21 protein-coding genes are annotated in these 21,791 nt (G+C 43.9%); 11 read left to right on the top strand and 10 right to left on the bottom strand.

Going from position 1 to position 21,791, the window contains the following annotated elements; all coding sequences use genetic code 11:
- Positions 1–24: 24 nt before the first annotated feature.
- The 3 genes from AC3CKG_RS19845 to AC3CKG_RS19835 all read right to left on the bottom strand — a co-directional run bounded on the left by AC3CKG_RS19845 (position 25) and on the right by AC3CKG_RS19835 (position 3,692).
- Positions 25–1,539 carry a sodium:solute symporter family protein gene (locus AC3CKG_RS19845; protein ID WP_102447303.1) on the bottom strand — a complete coding sequence of 505 codons (1,515 nt, stop codon included), beginning with the start codon at positions 1,537–1,539 and terminating at the stop codon, positions 25–27.
- Between the two features lie 205 nt (positions 1,540–1,744).
- A complete protein-coding gene (locus tag AC3CKG_RS19840) occupies positions 1,745–2,137 on the bottom strand; it encodes a RidA family protein (RefSeq protein ID WP_004732497.1) in 393 nt (130 codons plus the stop codon).
- A 121-nt stretch (positions 2,138–2,258) separates the two neighbouring features.
- Positions 2,259–3,692 carry an N-acyl-D-amino-acid deacylase family protein gene (locus AC3CKG_RS19835; protein WP_488529865.1) on the bottom strand — a complete coding sequence of 478 codons (1,434 nt, stop codon included), beginning with the start codon at positions 3,690–3,692 and terminating at the stop codon, positions 2,259–2,261.
- A 176-nt stretch (positions 3,693–3,868) separates the two neighbouring features.
- On the opposite strand from AC3CKG_RS19835, the gene AC3CKG_RS19830 reads away from it, so the two are divergent.
- Together AC3CKG_RS19830 and AC3CKG_RS19825 are read left to right on the top strand one after the other, a co-directional pair.
- The gene (locus AC3CKG_RS19830) at positions 3,869–5,143 is read left to right on the top strand and encodes an amino acid deaminase (protein WP_488529864.1); all 1,275 of its coding nucleotides are present in this window, start codon (positions 3,869–3,871) and stop codon (positions 5,141–5,143) included.
- Between the two features lie 117 nt (positions 5,144–5,260).
- Positions 5,261–6,124 carry a MurR/RpiR family transcriptional regulator gene (locus AC3CKG_RS19825; protein WP_012600047.1) on the top strand — a complete coding sequence of 288 codons (864 nt, stop codon included), beginning with the start codon at positions 5,261–5,263 and terminating at the stop codon, positions 6,122–6,124.
- A gap of 124 nt (positions 6,125–6,248) precedes the next feature.
- Here the strand turns inward: AC3CKG_RS19825 and AC3CKG_RS19820 are convergent, their stop codons facing one another.
- Both AC3CKG_RS19820 and AC3CKG_RS19815 read right to left on the bottom strand, forming a co-directional pair.
- Positions 6,249–6,791: an AAA family ATPase gene (locus AC3CKG_RS19820; RefSeq protein ID WP_488529863.1), complete on the bottom strand. Its 543-nt coding sequence runs from the start codon at positions 6,789–6,791 to the stop codon at positions 6,249–6,251.
- A gap of 53 nt (positions 6,792–6,844) precedes the next feature.
- Complete coding sequence (locus AC3CKG_RS19815) at positions 6,845–7,384, bottom strand: hydrolase (RefSeq protein WP_488529862.1); 540 nt, start codon at positions 7,382–7,384, stop codon at positions 6,845–6,847.
- Between the two features lie 191 nt (positions 7,385–7,575).
- Between AC3CKG_RS19815 and AC3CKG_RS19810 the strand changes: the two genes are divergently transcribed.
- The 5 genes from AC3CKG_RS19810 (at position 7,576) to AC3CKG_RS19790 (ending at position 12,861) form a co-directional block, all read left to right on the top strand.
- Entirely contained in the window at positions 7,576–8,157 is a 582-nt protein-coding gene (locus AC3CKG_RS19810; protein ID WP_076670925.1) for a porin family protein, read from the top strand.
- A gap of 234 nt (positions 8,158–8,391) precedes the next feature.
- The gene (locus AC3CKG_RS19805) at positions 8,392–10,014 is read left to right on the top strand and encodes a phosphoethanolamine transferase (RefSeq protein ID WP_488529861.1); all 1,623 of its coding nucleotides are present in this window, start codon (positions 8,392–8,394) and stop codon (positions 10,012–10,014) included.
- A gap of 228 nt (positions 10,015–10,242) precedes the next feature.
- On the top strand, positions 10,243–11,058 hold the full coding sequence (locus tag AC3CKG_RS19800; RefSeq protein WP_102307881.1) for a GNAT family N-acetyltransferase: 816 nt from the start codon (positions 10,243–10,245) through the stop codon (positions 11,056–11,058).
- A 197-nt stretch (positions 11,059–11,255) separates the two neighbouring features.
- A complete protein-coding gene (locus tag AC3CKG_RS19795; protein WP_488529860.1) occupies positions 11,256–12,095 on the top strand; it encodes a helix-turn-helix domain-containing protein in 840 nt (279 codons plus the stop codon).
- A 133-nt stretch (positions 12,096–12,228) separates the two neighbouring features.
- Positions 12,229–12,861: an esterase/lipase family protein gene (locus AC3CKG_RS19790; RefSeq protein WP_065105947.1), complete on the top strand. Its 633-nt coding sequence runs from the start codon at positions 12,229–12,231 to the stop codon at positions 12,859–12,861.
- 195 nt (positions 12,862–13,056) lie between these two features.
- On the opposite strand, the gene AC3CKG_RS19785 is transcribed toward AC3CKG_RS19790, so the two are convergent.
- Positions 13,057–14,031: an arginine deiminase-related protein gene (locus tag AC3CKG_RS19785; protein WP_017106242.1), complete on the bottom strand. Its 975-nt coding sequence runs from the start codon at positions 14,029–14,031 to the stop codon at positions 13,057–13,059.
- Positions 14,032–14,632: 601 nt separating this feature from the next.
- Here AC3CKG_RS19785 and AC3CKG_RS19780 point away from each other — a divergent pair.
- Positions 14,633–16,483 carry an ABC transporter ATP-binding protein gene (locus tag AC3CKG_RS19780; RefSeq protein WP_488529859.1) on the top strand — a complete coding sequence of 617 codons (1,851 nt, stop codon included), beginning with the start codon at positions 14,633–14,635 and terminating at the stop codon, positions 16,481–16,483.
- A gap of 287 nt (positions 16,484–16,770) precedes the next feature.
- Positions 16,771–17,475: a DUF445 family protein gene (locus AC3CKG_RS19775; RefSeq protein WP_102434490.1), complete on the top strand. Its 705-nt coding sequence runs from the start codon at positions 16,771–16,773 to the stop codon at positions 17,473–17,475.
- A gap of 110 nt (positions 17,476–17,585) precedes the next feature.
- Here AC3CKG_RS19775 and AC3CKG_RS19770 read toward each other — a convergent pair whose 3' ends face one another.
- Entirely contained in the window at positions 17,586–18,074 is a 489-nt protein-coding gene (locus AC3CKG_RS19770) for an Lrp/AsnC family transcriptional regulator (RefSeq protein ID WP_488529858.1), read from the bottom strand.
- A 279-nt stretch (positions 18,075–18,353) separates the two neighbouring features.
- Between AC3CKG_RS19770 and AC3CKG_RS19765 the strand changes: the two genes are divergently transcribed.
- Positions 18,354–18,524: a hypothetical protein gene (locus AC3CKG_RS19765; RefSeq protein WP_017111248.1), complete on the top strand. Its 171-nt coding sequence runs from the start codon at positions 18,354–18,356 to the stop codon at positions 18,522–18,524.
- Between the two features lie 62 nt (positions 18,525–18,586).
- On the opposite strand, the gene AC3CKG_RS19760 is transcribed toward AC3CKG_RS19765, so the two are convergent.
- From AC3CKG_RS19760 to AC3CKG_RS19750, 3 genes are all read right to left on the bottom strand, one after another.
- Positions 18,587–18,757 carry a hypothetical protein gene (locus tag AC3CKG_RS19760; RefSeq protein WP_020477240.1) on the bottom strand — a complete coding sequence of 57 codons (171 nt, stop codon included), beginning with the start codon at positions 18,755–18,757 and terminating at the stop codon, positions 18,587–18,589.
- A gap of 380 nt (positions 18,758–19,137) precedes the next feature.
- Positions 19,138–19,992 (bottom strand): hypothetical protein, encoded by an 855-nt coding sequence (locus AC3CKG_RS19755; RefSeq protein ID WP_372247756.1) that lies wholly within the window; start codon positions 19,990–19,992, stop codon positions 19,138–19,140.
- A gap of 124 nt (positions 19,993–20,116) precedes the next feature.
- Positions 20,117–21,004: a helix-turn-helix domain-containing protein gene (locus AC3CKG_RS19750; RefSeq protein WP_488529857.1), complete on the bottom strand. Its 888-nt coding sequence runs from the start codon at positions 21,002–21,004 to the stop codon at positions 20,117–20,119.
- Between the two features lie 216 nt (positions 21,005–21,220).
- Here AC3CKG_RS19750 and AC3CKG_RS19745 point away from each other — a divergent pair, with 216 nt between their 5' ends.
- Complete coding sequence (locus AC3CKG_RS19745) at positions 21,221–21,742, top strand: MerR family transcriptional regulator (RefSeq protein ID WP_488529856.1); 522 nt, start codon at positions 21,221–21,223, stop codon at positions 21,740–21,742.
- Positions 21,743–21,791: the final 49 nt, after the last annotated feature.

Raw genomic sequence — 21,791 nt, 5'->3', positions numbered from 1 at the left:
TAACTCGCTGTGGAGCGTTTTAGATTAGCTTGTTTGATTTGCAGGACGTTGAGAAGACGCGTCTTCTTCAAGTACACCTGAGTCTGACAATTCCATTTCCATCAGAGCGCGCTCGTCATCAAGAATTGCTTTCGCCATTTCTGGTGTCACTTGGTTAGCCGGAGTACATAGGCTTACCAGCACACCCGCCGTTAGAGCCACTAGACAAGAAGGAATCACAGGGTTGCCCCAGAAAGCCGTATAGTCTGCGTTTAGCATTACGACAAATGAAGCCACAGATGCACCCGCTAGCGTAGCAAGAGCACCCTGCCAGTTGTAACGTTTCCAGAATCGACCCAACATACCGCACACAAACATGCCCGACATTACGGTTGAAATCATTTTCGTGATGTAGCCAATGATGTCGTTTGACGTTAGTGCGAACAACAGTGCAAAACCAATCACCACAATCAGTGCCAAGCGAGAGTAGTTCACCATTGACTCTTTGTTTGGTACGCGGCCAGTGAACATCACGTAAACATCACGAAGTAGGATAGAAACACCTGCTATCGCATCTGAACTTGCGCTCGACATGGTTGCAGAAAGACCCGCGATAAGAACAATCATGCCAACGCCAACCGGAAGAACCGTTGCAGCAACATAAGGGAACGAGTAGTTCGCGTTATCCAATGATGGGTCAATGGCGTGTGCTGCCATACCAATGATTGCAGGGATGATTGAGAAGAAAAGGTACAACACACCCGATGCAACAAATGAGCGACGAACGGTTGATACGTCTTTACCCGAGTAGATACGTTGACGGAATGAAGGCGTCGCAAGAACACCCACACCAATAACCACAGCTAGAGAAACTGCAGGCAGAAGACCCAGTTTATCGATTGCTAAAAAGCTCGTAGCAGCAGGGTCCATCGCAGCGTAAAGGTTATCCATGCCGCCGATGTAATCAACTGACATTACCGCCATCAAAATGAAGCCAGCAAAAAGAATGATCGCTTGAATGGTATCGGTCCACACAACCGCGGTGTAACCACCGATCACCACATAAATAGTGAATGCCGCAGCAATAATGATTTTCGCTAGATTGAGGTCGATGTCTGCAATCCACGCTAGGTACATGCCGCCACCTAGAATGTGTGCGCCCAACCAACCAATTGAAGCGACAAAGATCAGTACACCTACAACGTTTTTCACGATGCGGTTAGCGCCAACATAGTAAGCCAGCTCTTCACTCATGGTCATGAAGTTCAATTTACGAACCGGAGCAAACCAAAGTGCAAGTAATAGGATGCCTATCGCACCACCAATGCCGTACAGAGCACCTGCCCAGCCATTTGCGTAGCCGAAGCCAACCGCCCCCATACTTGAACCCGTACCGACCATCGTCGCTACTGTTGTACCAAGTACTAAGAACATAGGTAGGCCACGGCCACCTAATAAGAAATCTTCGCCAGATTTTTGATTACGCGAGACAAACCAGCCTAACCAAATTAAAAATAATACGTACACGCCGAAGCCTGTAAGAAAAAGTGTGCTGTTCATTTGACACCTCTCAGTGAAATATTGAGTTCATTCTTGAACTTTATTTATGATTCATTCATTTTATATTTCATATAATTACTTTATTGATTTTATCTTTTTTAATTAAAGTAATTTTTATAAATGTAGGGTGAGAGTATTAAAGGATAATAACAGGGATGACTAACCCCTAATACTCTCTAAGTAGGTAATTGTGATTAGGTTATTACTATCCGCGATCGGCGCGGTAGCAAGTCACATCTACTTCAACCTTCACGTCTACAACTAAGTCGCAAACCATACAGATACGAGCCGGTGGGTTAGCACCGAAGAACTCTTTGAATACCTTATTAAAAGATTGGAAGTAACGAGAATCCGTTAGCACAACCTTTACGTGCATTACGTCTTCTAGGCCGTAGCCCGCTTCAGTCATGATATCGACACAGTTTTGGATCGCTAGGCGAGACTGGTCAACAATGCCACCCTCAACCACTTCACCATCTGTCATCGGTGTCTGGCCAGAAACGTATAGGAAACCACCTGCTTCAGTTGCACGTGCAAATGGTAAATGTTGTCCGCCTGTACCTGTACCGCCTTCAACACCGTAACGTTTAATAGTCATTTTTTAACTCCACTTATTTATAGATAATATTGGCTTTATAGATAAAACCGTTTCTATTCCAATATATTTAAATTAATTCACCGTTTTTATAATCATCTGAATTTAATAAATAATTTAAATTCTAGTTTCGGTAAATAAAAACGCCTGAACGATTATTTCTTACTTTTCCTTGCTGGTAAGTTAACTCACCATTTACAAATACACTTTCTATTCCTTGAGCAACTGAAATAGGATTTTCAAATGTTGCTGTATCTTTAATATTCTTTGGATCAAATAAAACTAAATCGGCAAAGGCACCACAGCGAACTTCGCCTCGGCCCGCTAAGTTGTAACGCTGAGCCGACATTCCAGTCATCTTGTGAATCGCTTCTGGCAACGAGAACAGTTTTTCGTCTCGGCAATAGTGACCTAGCACTTTCGGGAAGGTGCCCCACAATCTTGGGTGTGGATGCGGGTCATTAGGTAAACCGTCTGAACCGACCATGGTCAGTTTGTATTTCAATACGCGCTTTACGTCGTTCTCATCCATGCAGTGATAAACCGCGCCCGCTGGTTGAAGCGCTTTTGCTGCGTCCATCAGGGGGAGATTCATTTCATCAGCAATCTGCTTAAGCGTTTTGCCTGCATGTTCTGGTTTTGCTTCAGACCAAGTGATGAATATGTCGAAATCGTCGGTCACTTGTTTCAAATCTAATGTCGAAGAACTCGCTGAGTATGGGTAACAGTCGCAAGACACATCTTGGTGCTCAGAGACCTTGTCCATCAAATCAAGCACTTCAACGGTTCTGCCCCAATTGCCCGCACCTGCACATTTAAGGTGAGAGATAACAACAGGCACTTTTGCGTATTGTCCTGTCTCAAACGCCTCTTCCATCGCGCTTAAGATCTCTTCAAATTCGGTACGCATATGCGTGGTATAGATGCCACCGTGACTAGAAAGCACTTTCGCTAGCTGCATCACTTCGTTAGCATTCGCTTGTTTCGCGCTTGCGTAAGCCAAACCAGAGCTCAAACCTAATGCGCCTTGTTCCATCGCCAAATCAAGGTTGGTTTGCATCGCTGCGATTTCGTCTTCGCTTGCAGTGCGTTGCAGGTCGTCCATCACTTGGTTACGCAATGTGGTATGGCCAACTAACGCTGCGACATTTACTGCCGGTTGAGCTTGCTCTACTGCTTGTGCATACGCGGTGAAAGTTGGGTATTTAAAGTCAGCTTGTGCGCCTAAAAGATTCATTGGGTCAGGTGGATCACCAGCCAAAACGGTTGGTGATGCGCTGATACCACAGTTACCAACAATCACGGTTGTGACACCTTGGCTGATCTTAGGCAGGCAGTCTGGGTAACGAATTACATTGGTATCGTCATGTGTGTGTACATCGATAAAACCAGGAGCCAATGCTAAGCCTGCTCCTTCAACCAATTGGCCACAATCTTCATGATCGATTTGACCAATTTCGGCGATTTTTCCATCTCGGATTGCTACATCGGCACAAAACGATTGTTCGCCGGTGCCATCAAACACCTCTACATTTTTAATTATCGTATCGAACAACATTTTTCACTCTCTCAATCCACTGTGTTGATGAAGCTATCTTAAAAATTTGGCCGATTGTTTTCAGTGACAAAACACACATTATATTTTAAATTGTGTGATAGTTTCTATCACAAACAATAAGAATGATATATTTAAACATAACAAAACAACGACTTACATCATGTTAGGAATCAGCAATGAAAAATAACCCTGCACTCGAAAATGTTAGAAAGTATCAAAAAGAAGGTTTTATCTTGACTGAAAAAGGCCAAAAAGGGAGAGCGGTATCACAATCTGAGAACGGTGTTTATCGACTGATTGATGAAGATGTTTCGCTTCCGGTTGCGGTTATCAAGCAATCAGCCTTAACCAATAACCTAAATTGGATGCAATCATTCGCCGATCATCATCAGGTTAAATTATCGCCACACGGCAAAACCTCCATGACACCTGATTTTTTCCGCCAACAGCTAGAAAATGGCGCTTGGGGTATTACCGTCGCGACGCCTGCACAGGCCGAAATTGCAGCTATGGCAGGTGCAAAACGCATCATCATGGCTAACCAATTGGTGGGCAAAACCAACATGGCGATCGTTGAACAGCTGATCAGTGAGTTTGATGTCGACTTTTACTGTTGTGTGGATTCTTCAGTAAACGTGCAGCAACTTAACCAATATTTCGCCAATACAAAGCAGACGCTAAAGGTACTGATCGAATTTGGTGTACCGGGTGGTCGTTGTGGATGTCGTTCACCACAAGAAGTTCTAGAACTGGCTAAGACTATCCAAGACACACCAGCCCTTTCGCTGGCAGGTATTGAGGTGTACGAGGGTGTAATTCACGGTGACAATGCAGAACAAGACATTCGTACCTTCTTAAATCAGGCACTCACTTCGATCGAAAGCCTTGCATCAGATGGCCTAATTGCAGGGCAACCTATTATCACTGGCGCAGGCTCGGCATGGTATGACGTGGTGGCAGAATGCTTGGCGAACCTAACCGATTACTTGGCTATTATCCGCCCGGGTTGCTATGCCATTCACGATACTGGTATTTACCTAGACGCACAAAGCAAGGTGTTGCAACGTGCCCAAGTAAACCAAGGTTACGCGTGTGAATTGGGTGGTGATTTAGAATCGGCACTTGAGGTGTGGGCTTATGTTATCTCTCGTCCTGAACCGACCAAGTTAGTTGTTGGGCTAGGCAAGCGTGATGTGGCCTTTGATGCAGGCTTACCAATTGCCGAGCGCGGCTATCGCAACGGCGAAGCAATCTCAGTGAAAGGCTTAACCTCTACTGCGGTGATGGATCAACATACCTTTGTTGAAACCGATGGTTCTTCTGAGATTGAAGTAGGTGACATGATTGCGTTCTCTACCTCACATCCTTGTTTAACCTTCGACAAATGGCGCTACATTGCCATCAGCGATGACGACCATCAGGTAACAAACTGGGTGGAAACCTGTTTCTAGGTCGATTTTTCAATAAGCTAGAATCAACGAAACAATAAGATATACTTACGGGGCTAAGCTTTAGCGACCAATGACCAGGTATTAGCAAATAGCCCCATCAACAAAGGATCAGGATTCTTGAGTTTAGAAGTAGATATCATTTCACAGATAACAGAGCGTTTTCCTGCTCTTCGTGATGCAGAGAAGAAAGTCGCCAAGCTGATCATGGATGACATTGATTTTGCTGCCAATGCCAGCATCACAGAGCTAGCCGAAGGTGCTCAAGTGAGTGAAGCCACCATCACACGTTTTGCTAAAGCGATCGGTTGCAGCAACGTGCGTGATATGAAGATTAAGTTGGCTCAGACGCTAACCGTTGGCCAGCGCTTTATCCTCGAACCTGTTGACCAAACGGGCTATCAAGGTATCTACGAATCAATCAAGCAGAGCCTAGATATCAACCGAACTCTGTTCAAAGAGCAAGACGTTGAAACTGCAGTGAGCTGGCTGCATAACGCCAGACAGATCATTGCTATCGGCATGGGTGGCGGTTCGACCATTGCTTCTCAAGAGCTGCAACATCGACTGTTTCGTTTAGGCTACCCAGTGGTGTCGTACAACGATGGCTTGATGTCACGTATGGTTGCTGCCACGGCAGATGCCAATGACGTGATGGTGATGATTTCAGCAACAGGCTTTACGCCCGTGATCACTGAAACTGCCGAGTTAGCCAAGCAGTATGGCCTTAAGATCATCGCTATTACCCCACAAGACACGCCGTTAGCAAAAATTGCGGATATCTTGTTACCAATCAAACATATGGAAACCGACTTCATCTACAAACCATCGGCTTCTCGTTACGCTATGTTAGCGTTAGTGGATGTGCTTTCGATGGGCATGGCGGTCAATCACAAGAACCGTTCACGTGACAAATTGCGTCGCTTGAAGGTTGCGCTTGATTCCTACCGAGGCGGAGGCGACCGACAGCCTCTCGGCGATTAAACGTTACCGAAACCAAGCTTCTCGCCGCTAGTACACCACAAACTAAATCTGAATAAAAAAGCCCCGCTGTATTCACTCAATTGAGTCGATACTACGGGGCTTTTTCGTTGTGTTTTTCTAGAAATCACTCGCCTGAATCAATTGAAGTTAAGATAAACTCGACTCTTTCCTCTACAGATAACTTGGGCACTTCCACCAACTGATAACCGAATTGGTTATAGGCTGTCACCATCTTTTCGTAGGTGGCGATCGCTTCGCCGAAGTCTTGCTTACGTTCTTGATCATTGATGAAAATCGAATCCCAAGGCGGGAAGATAAATACCTTGCTGTTGTATGCGAGCTCATTACAGTTATTCAGCAAGGACTCTGAAATAGGCAGCGTTTCTAACAAGCTGTAACCGTATGAATCCACGATGCTTCTATCAAAGAAAACCTGCTGTTCACTCGATTCGTACGCTTGATAACTGGCTAACTCTTCTCGCACCATTTCATCGCGAAAGGCTACTTTATCTAACCATGGCAAGGCACTCCCTTGTTGCTCAACTTGTTGTTGAATCACTTTACGCCCAACTTCTGGTGCGCAGCGATAGCCCTTGCTTTTCAAAGCGTCGATGACCGAGGTTTTGCCCGATCCCGGCCCACCGGTAAATACAATTAGGTTATTCAAATGAACCTCTTCAAAGGGGGAAAATAACGAATCGGACCTTAAGGAAACCCAAGTTAACGAATCAAGGACAGAATGGACTTAAATTCTGGTGCGCGGCAATCTTTCACTAGCTCGTATAAGCTCATTTCTAATCCCGTAATTTGGATACCAGCATCCGTTAGTCGACGGATTGCCAGATCTTTGTTGAGTGCCGTTCGCGAACTAATACAGTCGCCAACTACCTGAACTTTGTGTCCAAGATCCAACAAACCCAATGCGGTTTGATAGACACAAATATGAGCCTCAATGCCACACACTAACCAAGTCTCCACACCCTTGTCTTGCACAGCCTCAACAAATTTAGGTTCGTCACATGCGTTGAAAGTAAATTTTGGTATCGGCTTAGCATCACTCAATAGGTCATTCAGTTCGTCGACCGTAGCACCTAACTTTTCTGGATTCTGCTCCAAGCTAACAATTGGCAGCCCCAAAACCTGAACACCCTTAATCAACTTTCCACAGTTAGAAATCAGCGTATCGCTCTCATCAACAAGGCGCGCGAGCTTGCCTTGTACGTCCACAACCACCAAACCTGTGTTTTGTTTCGTTAGCATGTTTATTCCTTGTTTGAACAACCTGACTCAATAGGCAATCTGATATGTATTTTTTCTACTATGTAACGATTCAACTTACAAAGCCATACAGTAATAGGTACAAGACTACGGAATAATGCTCACCAACGGTCGAAAGGTCGCAAAACAAAAATTATTGATACTGGCATGACATTAAAGAGTGAGTAGGAAAGATGAATAAGATAACAAAATCAGCATTAGCACTGGGTTTAATCAGCGCGGTTTCTCTTCCAGCTTTAGCAGCAGGCACTGACGGCGGTGCGTATATTGGTGGCGGACTTAGTGTCTACCAAGATTCTGACACTGACGGCCACGGTAATTTAGATTCAGATGGCATGGGCTACAACCTATACGGCGGCTACCAATTCAACCGTATCGTTGGTGTTGAACTTGGTTACACAGATTACGCAGACTACAAGCAGGGTGCAACCAAACTATCACCGACATCTGTATCTGTATCAGCAAACCTAGGTTATACGTTCGACAACACAATCCGCCCATTCGTATTGGCTGGTTTAAGCTCTGTTGACCTAAACGCAAATAAAGCAGCTCTGTATGATGATGATAGCGGTACGGGTTTCCACTTTGGTGTTGGTGTTGAATACACGCCAATCGAACATCTAACGCTACGCTTGATTTCGCAAGCAGACGCAGTAAGTGTCGATAACTACTCTTATGGCAATGGGTCACTCAAAAACGATGATCACACATTAGCATTCAGCAGCATTAGCTTCGGCGGTTCATACAACTTCTAATGTGATTGAACCACATAGAATAAGCTGAACACACTAATTCACTTTGCTGTTCCACCTTGTCATAAAGGTCACTCAGTAAAGTGAATTTTTTGTATCTACACAACCCATCGCGTCATGTCACTTTAGCCAGTTTATCGCTCACCATTACTTATTTGAGCTTTATGCGTTGATATTAGAGCTTTCTTGGTAGCGAGACTAAAATAAAGGAATAAGAGACGCAGGAAAACAAAACCTATGAACCTTCCAAGCTTAAACATGTCGATAAACAAGCTGCCCTTTGTGTTGGCTGTGTATTATCTGCTTGTCATCAATATCCCTCTCTCCCTAGAACTGTTTAGTATTGTTCAGGCATCAAAGTCTGAAAGTGTCGCGTTTCTTATATCCATCCCGATCTTCTTCCTTGCTGCCTTCAATTTTATCTTCCAAGTCTTTAATTGGCCGATATTCTCCAAGCCGTTTTTTATTTTGTTGCTGATCACCTCGACACTCGTCAGCTACAGCATGTTCAATTACGGCATCTATGTAGACTACGGGATGATAGAAAATGTATTCGAGACCAATAGTGGTGAAGCAGCAAGCTATGTAAGTACCCACTCCATCTTATGGTTACTCGCGATGGGTGGTATTCCGTCACTCATCCTCTTGTTAACCAAACTTAAGAGAGAGTCTTGGAAAGATTTCTTTGTCTGGAAGTCGATTGGGCTGCTCTCTTCTTTGATCGTCATCGCCATTATTGCAGGGCTGTTTTACAAAGATTACGTTTCGATTGGCCGCAATAACTCGCACATCAAAAAGATGATCATCCCAACCGAATACGTGGCATCAACGGTCAAATACATCAATAACACCTACTTAAAAGAGCCTATCCCTTATCAAGAGTTAGGGTTAGATGCGCAGCTAAAACCAGAAGCGAAACAAGCAGAAAAACCAACATTGTTAGTGTTTGTTCTTGGTGAAACCGCACGTGTATACAACTACCAATATTATGGCTATGAGAAAGAAACCAATGCTCATACCAAGCCTTACAACCCGATATTTTTCTCTGACGTTCAGTCGTGCGGAACCGCCACCGCCGTTTCTGTACCATGCATGTTCTCTAACATGAATCGCAGCAACTACGACCGCGACAAAGCCTATAACCAAGATAACGTAGTCGACATTATGAACCGCGCGGGGATTCATTCCATCTGGCGAGAGCATGATGGGGGAGACAAAGCCGTCGCACATCGAATCAAAGAGATGACTCTCGTCGCCAAAGACAGTGACCCTCTGTGTAACAACGATGTGTGCTACGACACAGCGATGTTAGAGAACTTCGAGCAAGATACTCAAAATCTTAAGCAAGATAGCATCATTTTCTATCACATTTCAGGATCTCACGGGCCGACTTACTTTGAACGTTACCCTGACGATCATAAGAAATTCACACCAGACTGCGCTCGCGCCGACATTGAAAACTGCACCAAAGAAGAAGTGGTTAATACCTACGACAACACCATCTTGTACACGGATTTCTTTCTCTCACAGGCGATTCAGAAACTGGAGAAACTAACCGACAAGTACAATGTCGCGCTGATGTATATCTCGGATCACGGAGAGTCTTTAGGGGAGAATGGCGTGTATCTTCATGGCATGCCCTACTCGCTGGCACCAAAAGAACAAACCCACGTACCGATGATCCTATGGATGTCTGATGGTTTTGCGGCGCAGAAAGGGATAAGCGAGACCTGCTTAAGAAAGGCGGGGAAAGAGCAGAGCTTTTCTCACGATAACCTGTTCGACTCCTTGCTTGGCCTAATGGACGTGCAAACCAAAGAGTACCGAGCGAGCCAAGACATCTTCGCACCGTGTCGGTAGTTCTTTTCAAATACTGATTTAAAGGGGCTCATTGTATGAGCCCCTTTTTGTTTTCTATCTAATCTAAAACTGTCGTTTTTGTTCAATACCTATCTCAGTTACTCGCCTACACTTGCTGTCATTGAAACGTGGCTCAGCTAATCAATCTATCTCATCGTCGTTCGACGCACCTGAGAACCAGACAGCAGCTACGCACTCTACCAAATTGAAACAACAGGAATGAACGCGATGTTAGACATCAAAAAAATCTCATCACTTAGCGACTTAAGCGAACTTAAAACGGCTTACTTTGCTGATTCAACAGCACCACTCGATGGCATGTGGCATTTCGGTTTTGTACCAATGTCTGACCATTTTGGTTTTTACGAAAACGGCAAGCTTGTCGGTTATTGCGTGTTGAATGGTGAAGGCTACTTGCTTCAGTTTTTCCTAACAGCAACAGCCAACGCGAACATTGCCGACTTGTTCACCTTGATCATCGAAAACAACAGCTCTGTGATTGGTGAGGTGAAAGGCGCATTCGTTAGCACAGCAGAGCCGCAATACCTGTCACTATGCTTGGACAATACCGAGTCCTTCAAAGTCAACGCACTGATGTTCCGCCAGCGTACAACAGCCGTCGCAAACAACATTGAAAATATCGAGATGACTCTCGCGACGGAAAAGCAACTCGATCAGCTAGTCGAATTTGCTTCATCAGCGATTGGCGCGCCTAAAGAGTGGCTCACCGGTTACTACGGTAATTTGATTGCCCGCCAAGAGCTATGGGGCTACTGGGAAAACAACAGTATTCTTGCTACAGGAGAGTGTCGTAAATTCGATGAACACCAAACTCAGTTTGCTGACTTGGGTATGATTGTCGCGCAACAAGAACGTGGAAAAGGCTTAGCTACACGCGTTCTGAACTTTCTAACACAGCACGCCACCAGCCAAGGTTTGGAAACGATGTGTTCTACAGAAAGCAGCAACATCGGTGCGCAGAAAGCGATAAGCCGTGCTGGTTTGTCATCTAAGAACCGAATCCTGCAATTCGATTTTAGTTAGAATTCTACTTTAACGACTTGCTCGCTGCCCGAGCGAAGCTAGCATAAGTAAAGCCTATAACTGTGACTCTATACATCCAACGGTTATGGGCTTTATTGTTTGTGGTTAGTCATTACGCGCTCAGCAAAGAGAAAACTATCTTCCCCAACGATAGACACATATAGTTATAGTAACGTTAACCCTAAATAGAATACCGAATGATCAATTGGTTACAGTCTCCGAAATCTCCTGAAGTTGCTCAGTTCATTGATTGCTACTGGCTGATTGAAAAAACGCCCGACGCTCAAACTCATCAATTTCCGACACTCAATCCCGATCCATCGGCACACTTGATTTTATCGCCAAATGAACAAGCGTATCACTACACGATCGAGCAACAAGTCGATCAAGGCGTTGGCTGTCATCTGCTACTACCACACCATAAAGCGATTGAACTGGATCACTCGAAACCGTTTATTCATTTGGGTATCAAGTTCCATGTTGGTGCCTTGTACTCGTTAAATATTCCAGACTGCCCACACCCCAGCTTAGACCATGTTAACCCTATCGAGCTCGCCAATTTGTTAGATAATCCTAATGCCGAAGCAATGTCGCTGATCAAGCTCGCTCAAACCGACTTTGAAGCTTGTTGTGAGCGGTTGGATTCTTTACTGCTGCCTTGGCTATCGACAGGTAAAACAGACAGACACAGCGAACTCACGCGTAAGGTGTTAGAAGTACTTAGTACAACACCGATTGCTGAGCTCGGCGACAAACTGTTTTGCTCGCAACGGACTTTAGAGAGAAGCTTCAACAAGGTGACAGGACTAACGTTAAAACAGTGCCAGTCGATAAACAAACTCGAGGCGATGCTCGAATACCTTTATAAACGAAATTTTGATGACATTGATTGGATAGATGTTGCCTACCAGTTTGGATTTAGCGACCAGCCACACCTAATTCGCTACCTTAAGAAAACCATCGGCCTAACGCCGAATACCTATGCGAAAGAAGGTGGCTTAACCATTGATGTGTATGGAGGAGTGAGATCGAAGTAACCACTCTTTATCTATAACGAGCACTCTGCCTATAACGTACACCTCTGTCTATTGTGTCCCATTAGCCGCAAGTTTTATTGAGTTTAGATTTATGACTAAATATACTGGGGACACCATCAGACGGAGGACAAAAATGAACAATAAAAACAAACATATAGTTTTAATTCATGGTCTATATATGCCTTCGTTGATCATGCAATATCTGGATAGGAATTTCAAAAAACGCGGCTTTACTACCCACAAGTTTGCCTACAACTCGCTGCGTTTCCCTTCGGCCGCTAAACGCCTCAATCGCTTTATTAATGCGCGTTTTGATGAATACGATGAAGTCTACTTCTTTGGTCACTCACTGGGTGGTTTGCTCATTCGTCACTACTTTAAGTTTTACCAACCCGACTTTGCAGACACCTGCATTATTACCGCTGGCACGCCGCACAATGGCGCTACTATCGCTAAAACACTGTCGAATCACGGTCTTGGCTTTATATTTGGTTCGAGCAAAATGATCTTAAGTGATGGATTAGGTGACTACGATATTGATGTGCCAATTGGCGTGATTACGGGCACCTACGACGCTGGTGTCGGGCGGATTGTTCTGGGAAGAAACCCAGGGGATGGTACGGTCACACTCGAAGACGCCAACCTGCGAGGCGCGACAGATACCTGCGCCCTCAAGCTCAATCACACCGCGCTTGTGTACTCTAAGGAAGTGGTCGCACTCTCAACTCAGTTCATCGAACACAGGGCTTTCAAGAGCGCTTCATAGCTTTTTTCAGTAGCTGTTTTTCGTTAACTTTTGTACGTTAGCTCCTGTATCGAGCTCTGGTTTTCTTGTTTCGGTCTTCTTACTTCTGGTAGACCGATACAAAGATAGACCAATACAAAAATACCACTCTGCGATAAGAGTGGTATTCATAGATTCATGACTGAAGTCAGTCGCTTGCTACACTTTCTATAATTGCTACAGGAGATTAACTCGCGTTGGCAAGAACACCTCACCCAACATGCATCGCACCGAACCACCACCTATATCTTCTATCGTTTTCACGTTAAATGGTAGCAGCTTACCGTGTGTTGAAAGCTGAGCTAATTGCGCTGGAGAAAAAGCATCGTAAGCCGATTGAGACATCGCGATTACCTTATCGCCATTCACTGTTTCCAGTTGCAGAATATTGCCGCAGAATCGGTTCATCTGATCGATTGAGATAGAGATAACCTGCTTATCTTTAGCAAGTGATTTCACCACAAAACGGCGCTCAAATTCTGGAATCACTTCATCACAGATCACGCAGAAGTTATCACCAATCGCCATCATCACATTCGTGTGGTAAATCGGCTGACCCGATGGTAATGCTGTTTGGAACGAAACCACGCGTGAGTAACCAATACGCTTCGCATAGTCTTCTAACACTTCACGATCACAACGCTGAGAAAGCGCCGCATAAATCGTCTTATTAATATGATCGATAACCATCACGCCCGTGCTCTCTAGATAAGAACCTTGAGCAACGTACGACTCCATAGACTCACTATGGTTAACAATACGACCAGACGCCTCTAGCGCTTCAATTAGAGCATGTGGCTTAACTTCATGTTGACGGTTTTCACAGGCCATAGGGAAAGTGAATAAACTGCCATCACCACAAGTACTGAACCAGTTGTTTGGGAATACGGCATCGGGCGTTTCTACGCCTAATTCGGGATAATCAAACTCTACAACTTGCACACCTTCTTTACGCAACGAAGCGACCATAGTCTTAAACTCGGCCATCGTTTCTAACTTAACCTCAGCTTCAGTCAGATTGACTCTGTTTTGAAACTCGTTATCACGTGCAGTTTCTTCGTTAAATTTAAATTCTTTTGGCGGCACCATAACAACGCAATTGGCGTTTTGAACATTAGTAATGTGAAGTGATTTTTTGTGTAGGTTTAACATCTCAACCGTCCCTATCTTTTATTTACCTCAGAATTGTAAACAAGTTGTTACGACAATATTCACTGAAAATAATAATGATTTGAATATTTATCCCAAACAATTACTGCAAAACTCAGTTTATTCGGTAATTTTTACTGCAAGATAACAGCACATCAGAAAGAACCAACGGTTTGCATATCAGTTTAAGAACTTACTGAATAAATATCCGAAACTCATTCTCTAGCTTGCCGCGAGTTTAGGTTACAATTTAATCCATTTAACGTTAGGATTATCATCGTTGCATAACCATCAATTACGTTTGAAATAAGCTTAACTTTTCCTGTCTACTTCAATCTAAAATAAGCGTCATGAAAGACACTCTTTAGACCTTTCCTTCGTCGCTTACACAAAGCATTTAACGTTAGAACCAAGTGATTAAAGCTAAGTGCTTAAAATAAAGTTAAAAGCCAAAATCCATCGAATGACTTAATGCTTATAAGAACGCATTGGCACTTATATAATTTCAAACTAAGACTGAAAAATTCAAATCAAGACTATAAAAACAAAGCTGCACATCAAGATGCTCTGGCTCAAAGATGCAGTAGCTTATAAAGGGAAAACTATGTACAAGAAATTTGAAGGCTTTACTGAAGCCTTTCCAAAAGGAGAGCCGATACAACCTCCTACTGGAATACTGGCATTCTGCCGCCATTACACACGAGGTTTTGAAAAACCGTTGATCTTGCTCGGCTTGATGAGCATGACCATCGCGATCATCGAAGTCGCGCTGTTCGGTTACATGGGACAACTGGTTGACTGGCTATCAACAAGCAACCCAGACACCTTTTTGGCAGACAACCAATCCACTCTGATGGGGCTTGGTATCCTGTTACTGGTCGTGATGCCAATCTTGATCAGCGTTTATTCGCTATTGCTTCACCAAACTTTGCTGGGCAACTATCCAATGTCGATTCGTTGGTTAGCGCACCGCTACCTTTTGAAGCAAAGCTTGTCGTTCTATCAAGATGACTTTGCCGGGCGTGTTGCCACCAAAGTCATGCAAACATCGCTCGCGGTACGTGAAACCGTGACCAAAATGGTCGATGTGTTTGTTTATGTGACGGTTTACTTTACAGCGATGCTGTTCATGCTCGCTGAATCGGATTGGCGATTAATGGCTCCAATGTTGATTTGGTTATTCATTTACGTCGGCATTCAACTGCACTTCGTACCAAAGCTGAAAGACGTATCTTCAGAACAGGCGGATGCTCGCTCACTGATGACAGGACGCATTGTTGATAGCTACACCAACATCGCGACGGTCAAACTTTTCTCACACAGTAAAAGAGAAACCGAATACGCCGAAGAAGGCATGGAAGGCTTCCTAGACACAGTCCATCGCCAAATGCGCTTGGTAACTGGCTTCAACATCTGCGTTGAATTTGCGAACTACTTGTTGGTATTCAGCATTGCCGGTATCTCTATCTACCTGTGGTTAGATAACGCAATCACTGTGGGTGCGATTGCCATTGCAGTCAGCTTGGCTCTGCGTATTAACGGTATGTCTAAGTGGATCATGTGGGAAATCGGCGGTCTGTTTGAAAACCTAGGTACTGTAATTGATGGCATTAAAACACTGTCTAAGCCCATCGCTATCGAAGACAAAAAAGATGCGAAACCTATAGATGTTCCACAAGGCAGCATCAACTTCGATAACGTGAGTTTCAACTACGGTGAGAATAAGGGTGTGATTAACAACCTTAACCTCAACATTAAACCGGGTGAAAAAGTGGGCTTGGTTGGCCGTTCAGGGGCAGGTAAATCGACATTAGTTAACTTGCTCTTGCGCTTCCACGATGTAGAAAATGGTCGAATTTTGATTGATGGCCAAGAAATCTCATCGGTTACACAGGACTCGCTGCGCAGCAATATCGGCATGGTGACTCAAGATACCTCACTGCTGCACCGTTCGATCAAAGACAACATTCTTTACGGGCGTCCTGACGCATCAGATGAAGAAGTGTATGCCGCAACCAAACAGGCACACGCTCATGAGTTTATCGAAACGCTAACCGACCCGTTTGGCAACGTCGGTTACGATGCTCAAGTGGGTGAGCGAGGTGTTAAGCTTTCAGGTGGTCAACGTCAACGTGTCGCTATCTCGCGCGTACTTCTGAAGAATGCGCCGCTGTTGGTGCTTGATGAAGCAACATCAGCGCTCGATTCAGAGGTAGAAGCTGCGATTCAAGAGAGTTTGATTGAGTTGATGGAAGGCAAGACAGTGATTGCGATTGCACACCGTCTATCGACCATTGCAGCAATGGACCGTTTGATCGTACTCGACCAAGGTAATATCGTTGAAGAAGGCACGCACCAAGAGCTTATTAGCCAAAACGGTATCTACGCTCAACTGTGGAGTCATCAAACCGGTGGCTTCATTGCTGACGACCTTGAACACAAAACGAGTGCTTAATTTATGTGCTATTTTAAAAGTGCGGCGTAATTCACACCAAAATGTTAAATACTGGTAAATTACACGTGGCAGAATGTTATGTCGTAATTATATAATAGCGATAACAGATCAAGACGCTTCGCTTGCGCGTTCTGGAATAAGGCTAGACTTCGGGGGGAGGCTAGCCTTTTTTATGCCTGTTATTTAGCACTCTTTCCTACCTGTCCCATAAACTTCGTCGATCCTTTTGTTTTTTTCTTGGCGTTTTTTTCTTAAAATGCGCGCAGTATTCTTTCTAGAGATCAACCATGAACAAAAGTGTCTTAACTAACGTTATTGCGTTAGCACTGCTTGCTGGCGGCTATGCGACAGCAAACCAATACTTGCTTTATGCGGGTCTATTCGCCTTTTCTGGTGCCATCACCAACTGGCTTGCGATTCACATGTTGTTCGAAAAAGTCCCCGGCTTATACGGTTCTGGTGTTATTCCAGCTCGTTTTGAAGAGTTCAAGGCCGCGATTAAACAACTCATGATGGAACAGTTCTTTACTGAAAGTAACATCGACCGCTTTCTCAACAGTGAGATGACTGGAAAATCGCTCAATCTAGAGCCCGTGATTAAGAAGATCGACTTTAACCCTGCATTCGATTCACTGGTTCATGTTATCGAGAACTCACAGTTTGGCGGCATGTTGGCAATGGTTGGCGGCACAGAGGCACTACAGCCGATGAAAGCGCCATTTGTAGAGAAGATGCAAGAGTCTGTGATTGAAATCAGCAAGAGTGATTCGGTAAAAAATGCCATCAAGGATGAACTTGAATCGCCTGCAATGATGGATGAAATCAAAGAGAACATTGAAGCGATCATCGATCAGCGTTTGAATGAACTAACGCCAAAACTCGTGAAAGAGATGGTTCAGACCATGATCAAGAAGCACCTTGGTTGGTTAGTGGTTTGGGGCGGTGTATTCGGTGGTGTGATTGGCTTAATCTCTGCGGCAATTACGCTGTAAGCCGGAAAAGTTTATCGGACTGCTCTTTATCTGACATTCAACAAAAAATGGAAGCTTATTAGCTTCCATTTTTTATATCTAAATAACCTTTGTACAACGAAAGTAGGCCGCTATTTTAGGTTTGCTAAAAGCTCAGGATTCACACCAAAGCCCTTTTTGTGCTCTTCGATCACCACTTCGCTGCGAGTCTGGATCACGCCCGGCAGTGTACCCAGCTTGGTTGCCATAAACGCTTGGTATGCCTTCATGTCTTTCACTCGAACCTTGATCATAGTGTCAAAGTCACCCGAGAGGGAATAACACTCCTCCACTTCAGGCATCAACTCAACCGCCTGTGCAAACTTATCAAAGATAGAGAAGCTCGTTTGGTCGAGTCGAATATGAATAAAGACTTGAACATCGAGCCCCAACTTCTCTGAACACAACTCAGCATGATAACCCGTGATATAGCCATCTTTTTCCAATCGTTTGAGCCTATCGGAACATGGGGAAGTGGTTAAGTTGACTTGTTTTGCCAACTCCACAACCGGCAAACGCCCTTTCATATGCAGAATTCTTAGTATCTCTTTATCGATACGATCGAGTTGATGCTGAGACATAACATTCCTTAAACATTCTAAATTCGGCTCAGTATATTCCATAGTGATCAAAATGGAGCAAAACCCCGCTCACACATTTAAAAAACTAAATACACCCTCAGTATTCATGGAGAATATAAATCAACACAAACTGATAACAACCCTTATAAATCATCTTCTGGTCATTAACAAATTATTATAAAAATGACCTCAATAACAAATAAGTTGAGCCAGAAACGAAAGAAAGGATATAGGCCAAAGTGAATAATATAATTATCAAAGAGAAAGGATAACTCTATTATGAAAACGCAGGAACTGGCATATAAGCCTTATGGCATTGGCTCATGGACACACGTAACCGTATCAAAAGACGTCGCTCAAGCACTCGCAAGTGAGTACTCCAACTACGGATGGGACGTGAAAATTGATGGCAACTCCATTGAAGCAGAGCTAGCGTTAAAAGCCGCATAAAAATCAAAAAAACCTCCAAAGCGGAGGTTTTTTATTCTAAATGAGTAAGTACTTACTATTGGCTAAGCTAAGCCAACTTGTGGAACGATACTTCCAGATTCACAACGGCAATTACACGTTCGGCAAAAATGTTGTGTTTCCATATCGTAGTACTGGTTGCCACTAAAAAGCTTAGATGTCCATTGCAACATGCGGCCAGAAGTCGTCTCAGGCTCTGATTCACAACGTTTCATTATAGACTTATGTAGTGTTGTTTTTTTACATCCTTTGCAATAGAGATCAGGCATACCTTTGTCCTATAGGTCTTTAGTGGTTACTGACAATTGACACATCATGTCCAATTCGGTTCCACAATTCACCGAGCTAATAACAAAAGTGGGCGCTAAGTTCAAAAAATAGCCATTTTTCTCTTCCATTTTTTGACATCAAACGTCATCAATCTCACACGATTTTTCTTTATTTCCCCCCATCAATCGGTTTCGATTTACATTGTAAAACCCCTTAAGGACAGTACCTAGCCCGAATCTGCTGTCAAATTCACACATGAAAAAGCAGCACTTCCATTGTGAAAGCACCGCTTATTGAGATAATTTTGAGTTCAATTTACTGCTAACTAAAAACCAAATTTACCATTATCATTTTTCCACTCAGAGCGTTCTGGAATGGCTTCGATGGTGTCCCAGTGCTCAACGATCTTGCCATTATCAATACGGAATAGATCATAAAAAGCGACGTGTTGATTCATAAACTGCCCTTCATTAATCGCAAGCACAAAGTTACCTTGGCCTAAGATTTTGTGGTTAGCGGTATAAACCATTGGCATGCCAGCTTCTGCTAGCGCGCCCAATGCCTCACCCAACCCGCTCAAGCCGTCGGCTACACCTGGGTTGTGCTGTAAGTAAGCGCTGTCTTCGTTATCGATATACTGATTAATCTTCGACATATCACCAGCAATCAGAATATCTTTTACAAAACCACTGACCAGCTGCTTATTTTCATCCGTCTTCTCTAGATCTACGACTTTAGTCGAGCCATCAAATTGAGTTCGTCCACTGGCATTTGGCTTAGCCAATTCTTGTAGGTTGTCCCAGTGTTCAACAATCAAACCATCTTCAAATCGAAAGACATCAAAACCCGCTTTCGGCCCAAAGAAGTTGTACTCGGTATGAATAACGACGTAGTCACCATCTTGAAATGAGCGCTTAACTTGCGCTTTCGCTGTGCCTTCTGGAAGCATTTTCAGCACTTCACCAAATCCCGCTAAGCCATCGCCGACCGCAAGATTATGCTGCATGTATTTGTCTGGATTGATGTAGCTCGCGGCTTTAGGGTCGCCAGTTTCAATGCTTGAAATCACGGCAACACCTTTCTCTTGAATAGAAAGCTCTTGAGCAGCCGCAGTGGTTGCGAAGGTAGAAGCGCTAAGTACGCTTGCCGCTAGTAATGTCGATTTAGTTATTGTTTTCATTTTTAAGTCCTCTCGTTGGCTTGGAAGTTATAGTAATCAACAAGGGGGACTCTCGGCAGAGTGTATTTAGGCGTAAAAATGGTAGATATCGAACCTTACGCCATTAACTATTCACCATTAGCCATTATGACAGGGATGGCTTGGCGTACTTCTTTTGGAATTCACTCGGCGTCATTGAGGTGTGATTTTTAAAGTACTTTACGAAGTTACTTGCATCATCAAAACCAAAGTCACTCGCCATCTTTTGTGAAGTGATGCTAGTAACCACCAGCTGGCGTTTCATCTCTAACACGGTAAATGAATCGATGATCTGTTTTGCGGTTAAACCCGTCGCGATCTTGCAGATTTGGTTTAAGGTTTTGTAAGTGGTATTGATTTGATTAGCGTACCAATTGGCATCGCGTACACGCAGGTAATTACTTTCAAGCAGCTCAAAATAACGAGCGAACTTAATACTCTGTTGAGGGTTCAGTTGGTCTTGCTTAACTTCGGGGCGCAAACAGTGCAGCACTAAAGCCAATGCCGAAAACAGGTACATCACTATTAAGGGGTCCGTATTTTGATCGCTAAGCTCTACTCGTATTTGACTGAGCAAGCTCTGAGTACGATCACAATGCGTTTCATCGAGCGCGAGGAGTGCTGAATGCGCTTTATTTAAGTGGGTTGGCGTATAATTTGGAAGCCGCATATTAGCATGGACATTGTCCAAAAATGCCTGCGTAAATAGAACAGCAGTGCCTTGTGGCTGGTTGCTGAAATCAAACGCGTGTACTTGTTCTCGTTGTACAAACAACACGCTTCCTCGGCGAAAAGGATAGTCCTCAAAGTCGACCATATGAGTGCCTGAGCCTTGTTCAATAAAGATAATCATGAAAAAGCTAACACGATGAGGCTGTTGCGGATCATGGTTGATTGTGTGATCAGAATAAAGCCTAGAGAGCGGGATCAGCTCTAGCTCAGCTTGCGCCGTTTTTTCATGATTAAAGCCGATATTGGGGATCACTTGAGGCACTTCTATCTTCCTTCCATTGACTGCGTCACCATAAGTCACTGTAATGTATCCAAACGAAAACTGAAATATCACAGACCTAGAAGTATGATTTAAGCATTGCGAGTTCACGACTTTAGTAAGGTTGCTAACGATACACTTCAATAAGCCGTGATTAGAATATGCGACTCTCTGATGTTTTTACTTCTCAACTTCTTCTGGATCATAAAGAGGCAGCCAATGCTCACTGTTACTCAACTAGCCAAAGCCTATAACATCTCACGCACCACCATTCTTTATTACGAACGTGCAGGGCTGTTACTACCTAACTGTCGTTCAGACAATGGCTACCGTTGGTATGGTGAGAAGGAACAGGCTCGCTTAGAAAGCATTATCTCTTACCGCTCTTTTGGATTATCCATCCAAGAAATTACCGCGCTACTTGATCGCAAAGACGACGTGAAACAAGAGCAAACCTTAGTGAACCAGTTCAATGCTCTAGACAAAGAGATTCAGAATCTTCGCCAGCAGCAAAAAGCAATTGTCATGCTATTAGAACAACCTGAATTGCTTGAGCAGAAATCGCTGACTAAGGATCGCTGGGTTAAAGTAATGGAGAATGCTGGATTCAGCGAAGAGGACATGAAGAACTGGCACAAACAGTTTGAGAAGATGGAACCGAGTGCTCACCAAGAGTTCTTGGAGTCATTGAATATCGATCAAAAAGAAGTCGAAAGCATTAGGGACTGGTCAAAAAAATAGAGCCACCGAAGTGACTCTATTATTTGTTGCAATTGTTTTTGCTAATTCA

The sequence above is a fragment of the Vibrio sp. QJM3NY_15 genome, from assembly GCF_057785995.1.
The sequence above is the reverse complement of the archived record's forward strand: the minus strand, read 5'-3'. Positions and strand labels throughout refer to the sequence as shown.

What these genes read in the sequence shown, in the direction of transcription:
- AC3CKG_RS19845 (WP_102447303.1), bottom strand. Translation starts at nt 1,539, where the DNA reads ATGAACAGCACACTTTTTCTTACAGGCTTCGGCGTGTACGTATTATTT.
- AC3CKG_RS19840 (WP_004732497.1), bottom strand. Translation starts at nt 2,137, where the DNA reads ATGACTATTAAACGTTACGGTGTTGAAGGCGGTACAGGTACAGGCGGA.
- AC3CKG_RS19835 (WP_488529865.1), bottom strand. Translation starts at nt 3,692, where the DNA reads ATGTTGTTCGATACGATAATTAAAAATGTAGAGGTGTTTGATGGCACC.
- AC3CKG_RS19830 (WP_488529864.1), top strand. Translation starts at nt 3,869, where the DNA reads ATGAAAAATAACCCTGCACTCGAAAATGTTAGAAAGTATCAAAAAGAA.
- AC3CKG_RS19815 (WP_488529862.1), bottom strand. Translation starts at nt 7,384, where the DNA reads ATGCTAACGAAACAAAACACAGGTTTGGTGGTTGTGGACGTACAAGGC.
- AC3CKG_RS19810 (WP_076670925.1), top strand. Translation starts at nt 7,576, where the DNA reads ATGAATAAGATAACAAAATCAGCATTAGCACTGGGTTTAATCAGCGCG.
- AC3CKG_RS19805 (WP_488529861.1), top strand. Translation starts at nt 8,392, where the DNA reads ATGAACCTTCCAAGCTTAAACATGTCGATAAACAAGCTGCCCTTTGTG.
- AC3CKG_RS19800 (WP_102307881.1), top strand. Translation starts at nt 10,243, where the DNA reads ATGTTAGACATCAAAAAAATCTCATCACTTAGCGACTTAAGCGAACTT.
- AC3CKG_RS19795 (WP_488529860.1), top strand. Translation starts at nt 11,256, where the DNA reads ATGATCAATTGGTTACAGTCTCCGAAATCTCCTGAAGTTGCTCAGTTC.
- AC3CKG_RS19790 (WP_065105947.1), top strand. Translation starts at nt 12,229, where the DNA reads ATGAACAATAAAAACAAACATATAGTTTTAATTCATGGTCTATATATG.
- AC3CKG_RS19785 (WP_017106242.1), bottom strand. Translation starts at nt 14,031, where the DNA reads ATGTTAAACCTACACAAAAAATCACTTCACATTACTAATGTTCAAAAC.
- AC3CKG_RS19780 (WP_488529859.1), top strand. Translation starts at nt 14,633, where the DNA reads ATGTACAAGAAATTTGAAGGCTTTACTGAAGCCTTTCCAAAAGGAGAG.
- AC3CKG_RS19775 (WP_102434490.1), top strand. Translation starts at nt 16,771, where the DNA reads ATGAACAAAAGTGTCTTAACTAACGTTATTGCGTTAGCACTGCTTGCT.
- AC3CKG_RS19770 (WP_488529858.1), bottom strand. Translation starts at nt 18,074, where the DNA reads ATGTCTCAGCATCAACTCGATCGTATCGATAAAGAGATACTAAGAATT.
- AC3CKG_RS19765 (WP_017111248.1), top strand. Translation starts at nt 18,354, where the DNA reads ATGAAAACGCAGGAACTGGCATATAAGCCTTATGGCATTGGCTCATGG.
- AC3CKG_RS19760 (WP_020477240.1), bottom strand. Translation starts at nt 18,757, where the DNA reads ATGAAACGTTGTGAATCAGAGCCTGAGACGACTTCTGGCCGCATGTTG.
- AC3CKG_RS19755 (WP_372247756.1), bottom strand. Translation starts at nt 19,992, where the DNA reads ATGAAAACAATAACTAAATCGACATTACTAGCGGCAAGCGTACTTAGC.
- AC3CKG_RS19745 (WP_488529856.1), top strand. Translation starts at nt 21,221, where the DNA reads ATGCTCACTGTTACTCAACTAGCCAAAGCCTATAACATCTCACGCACC.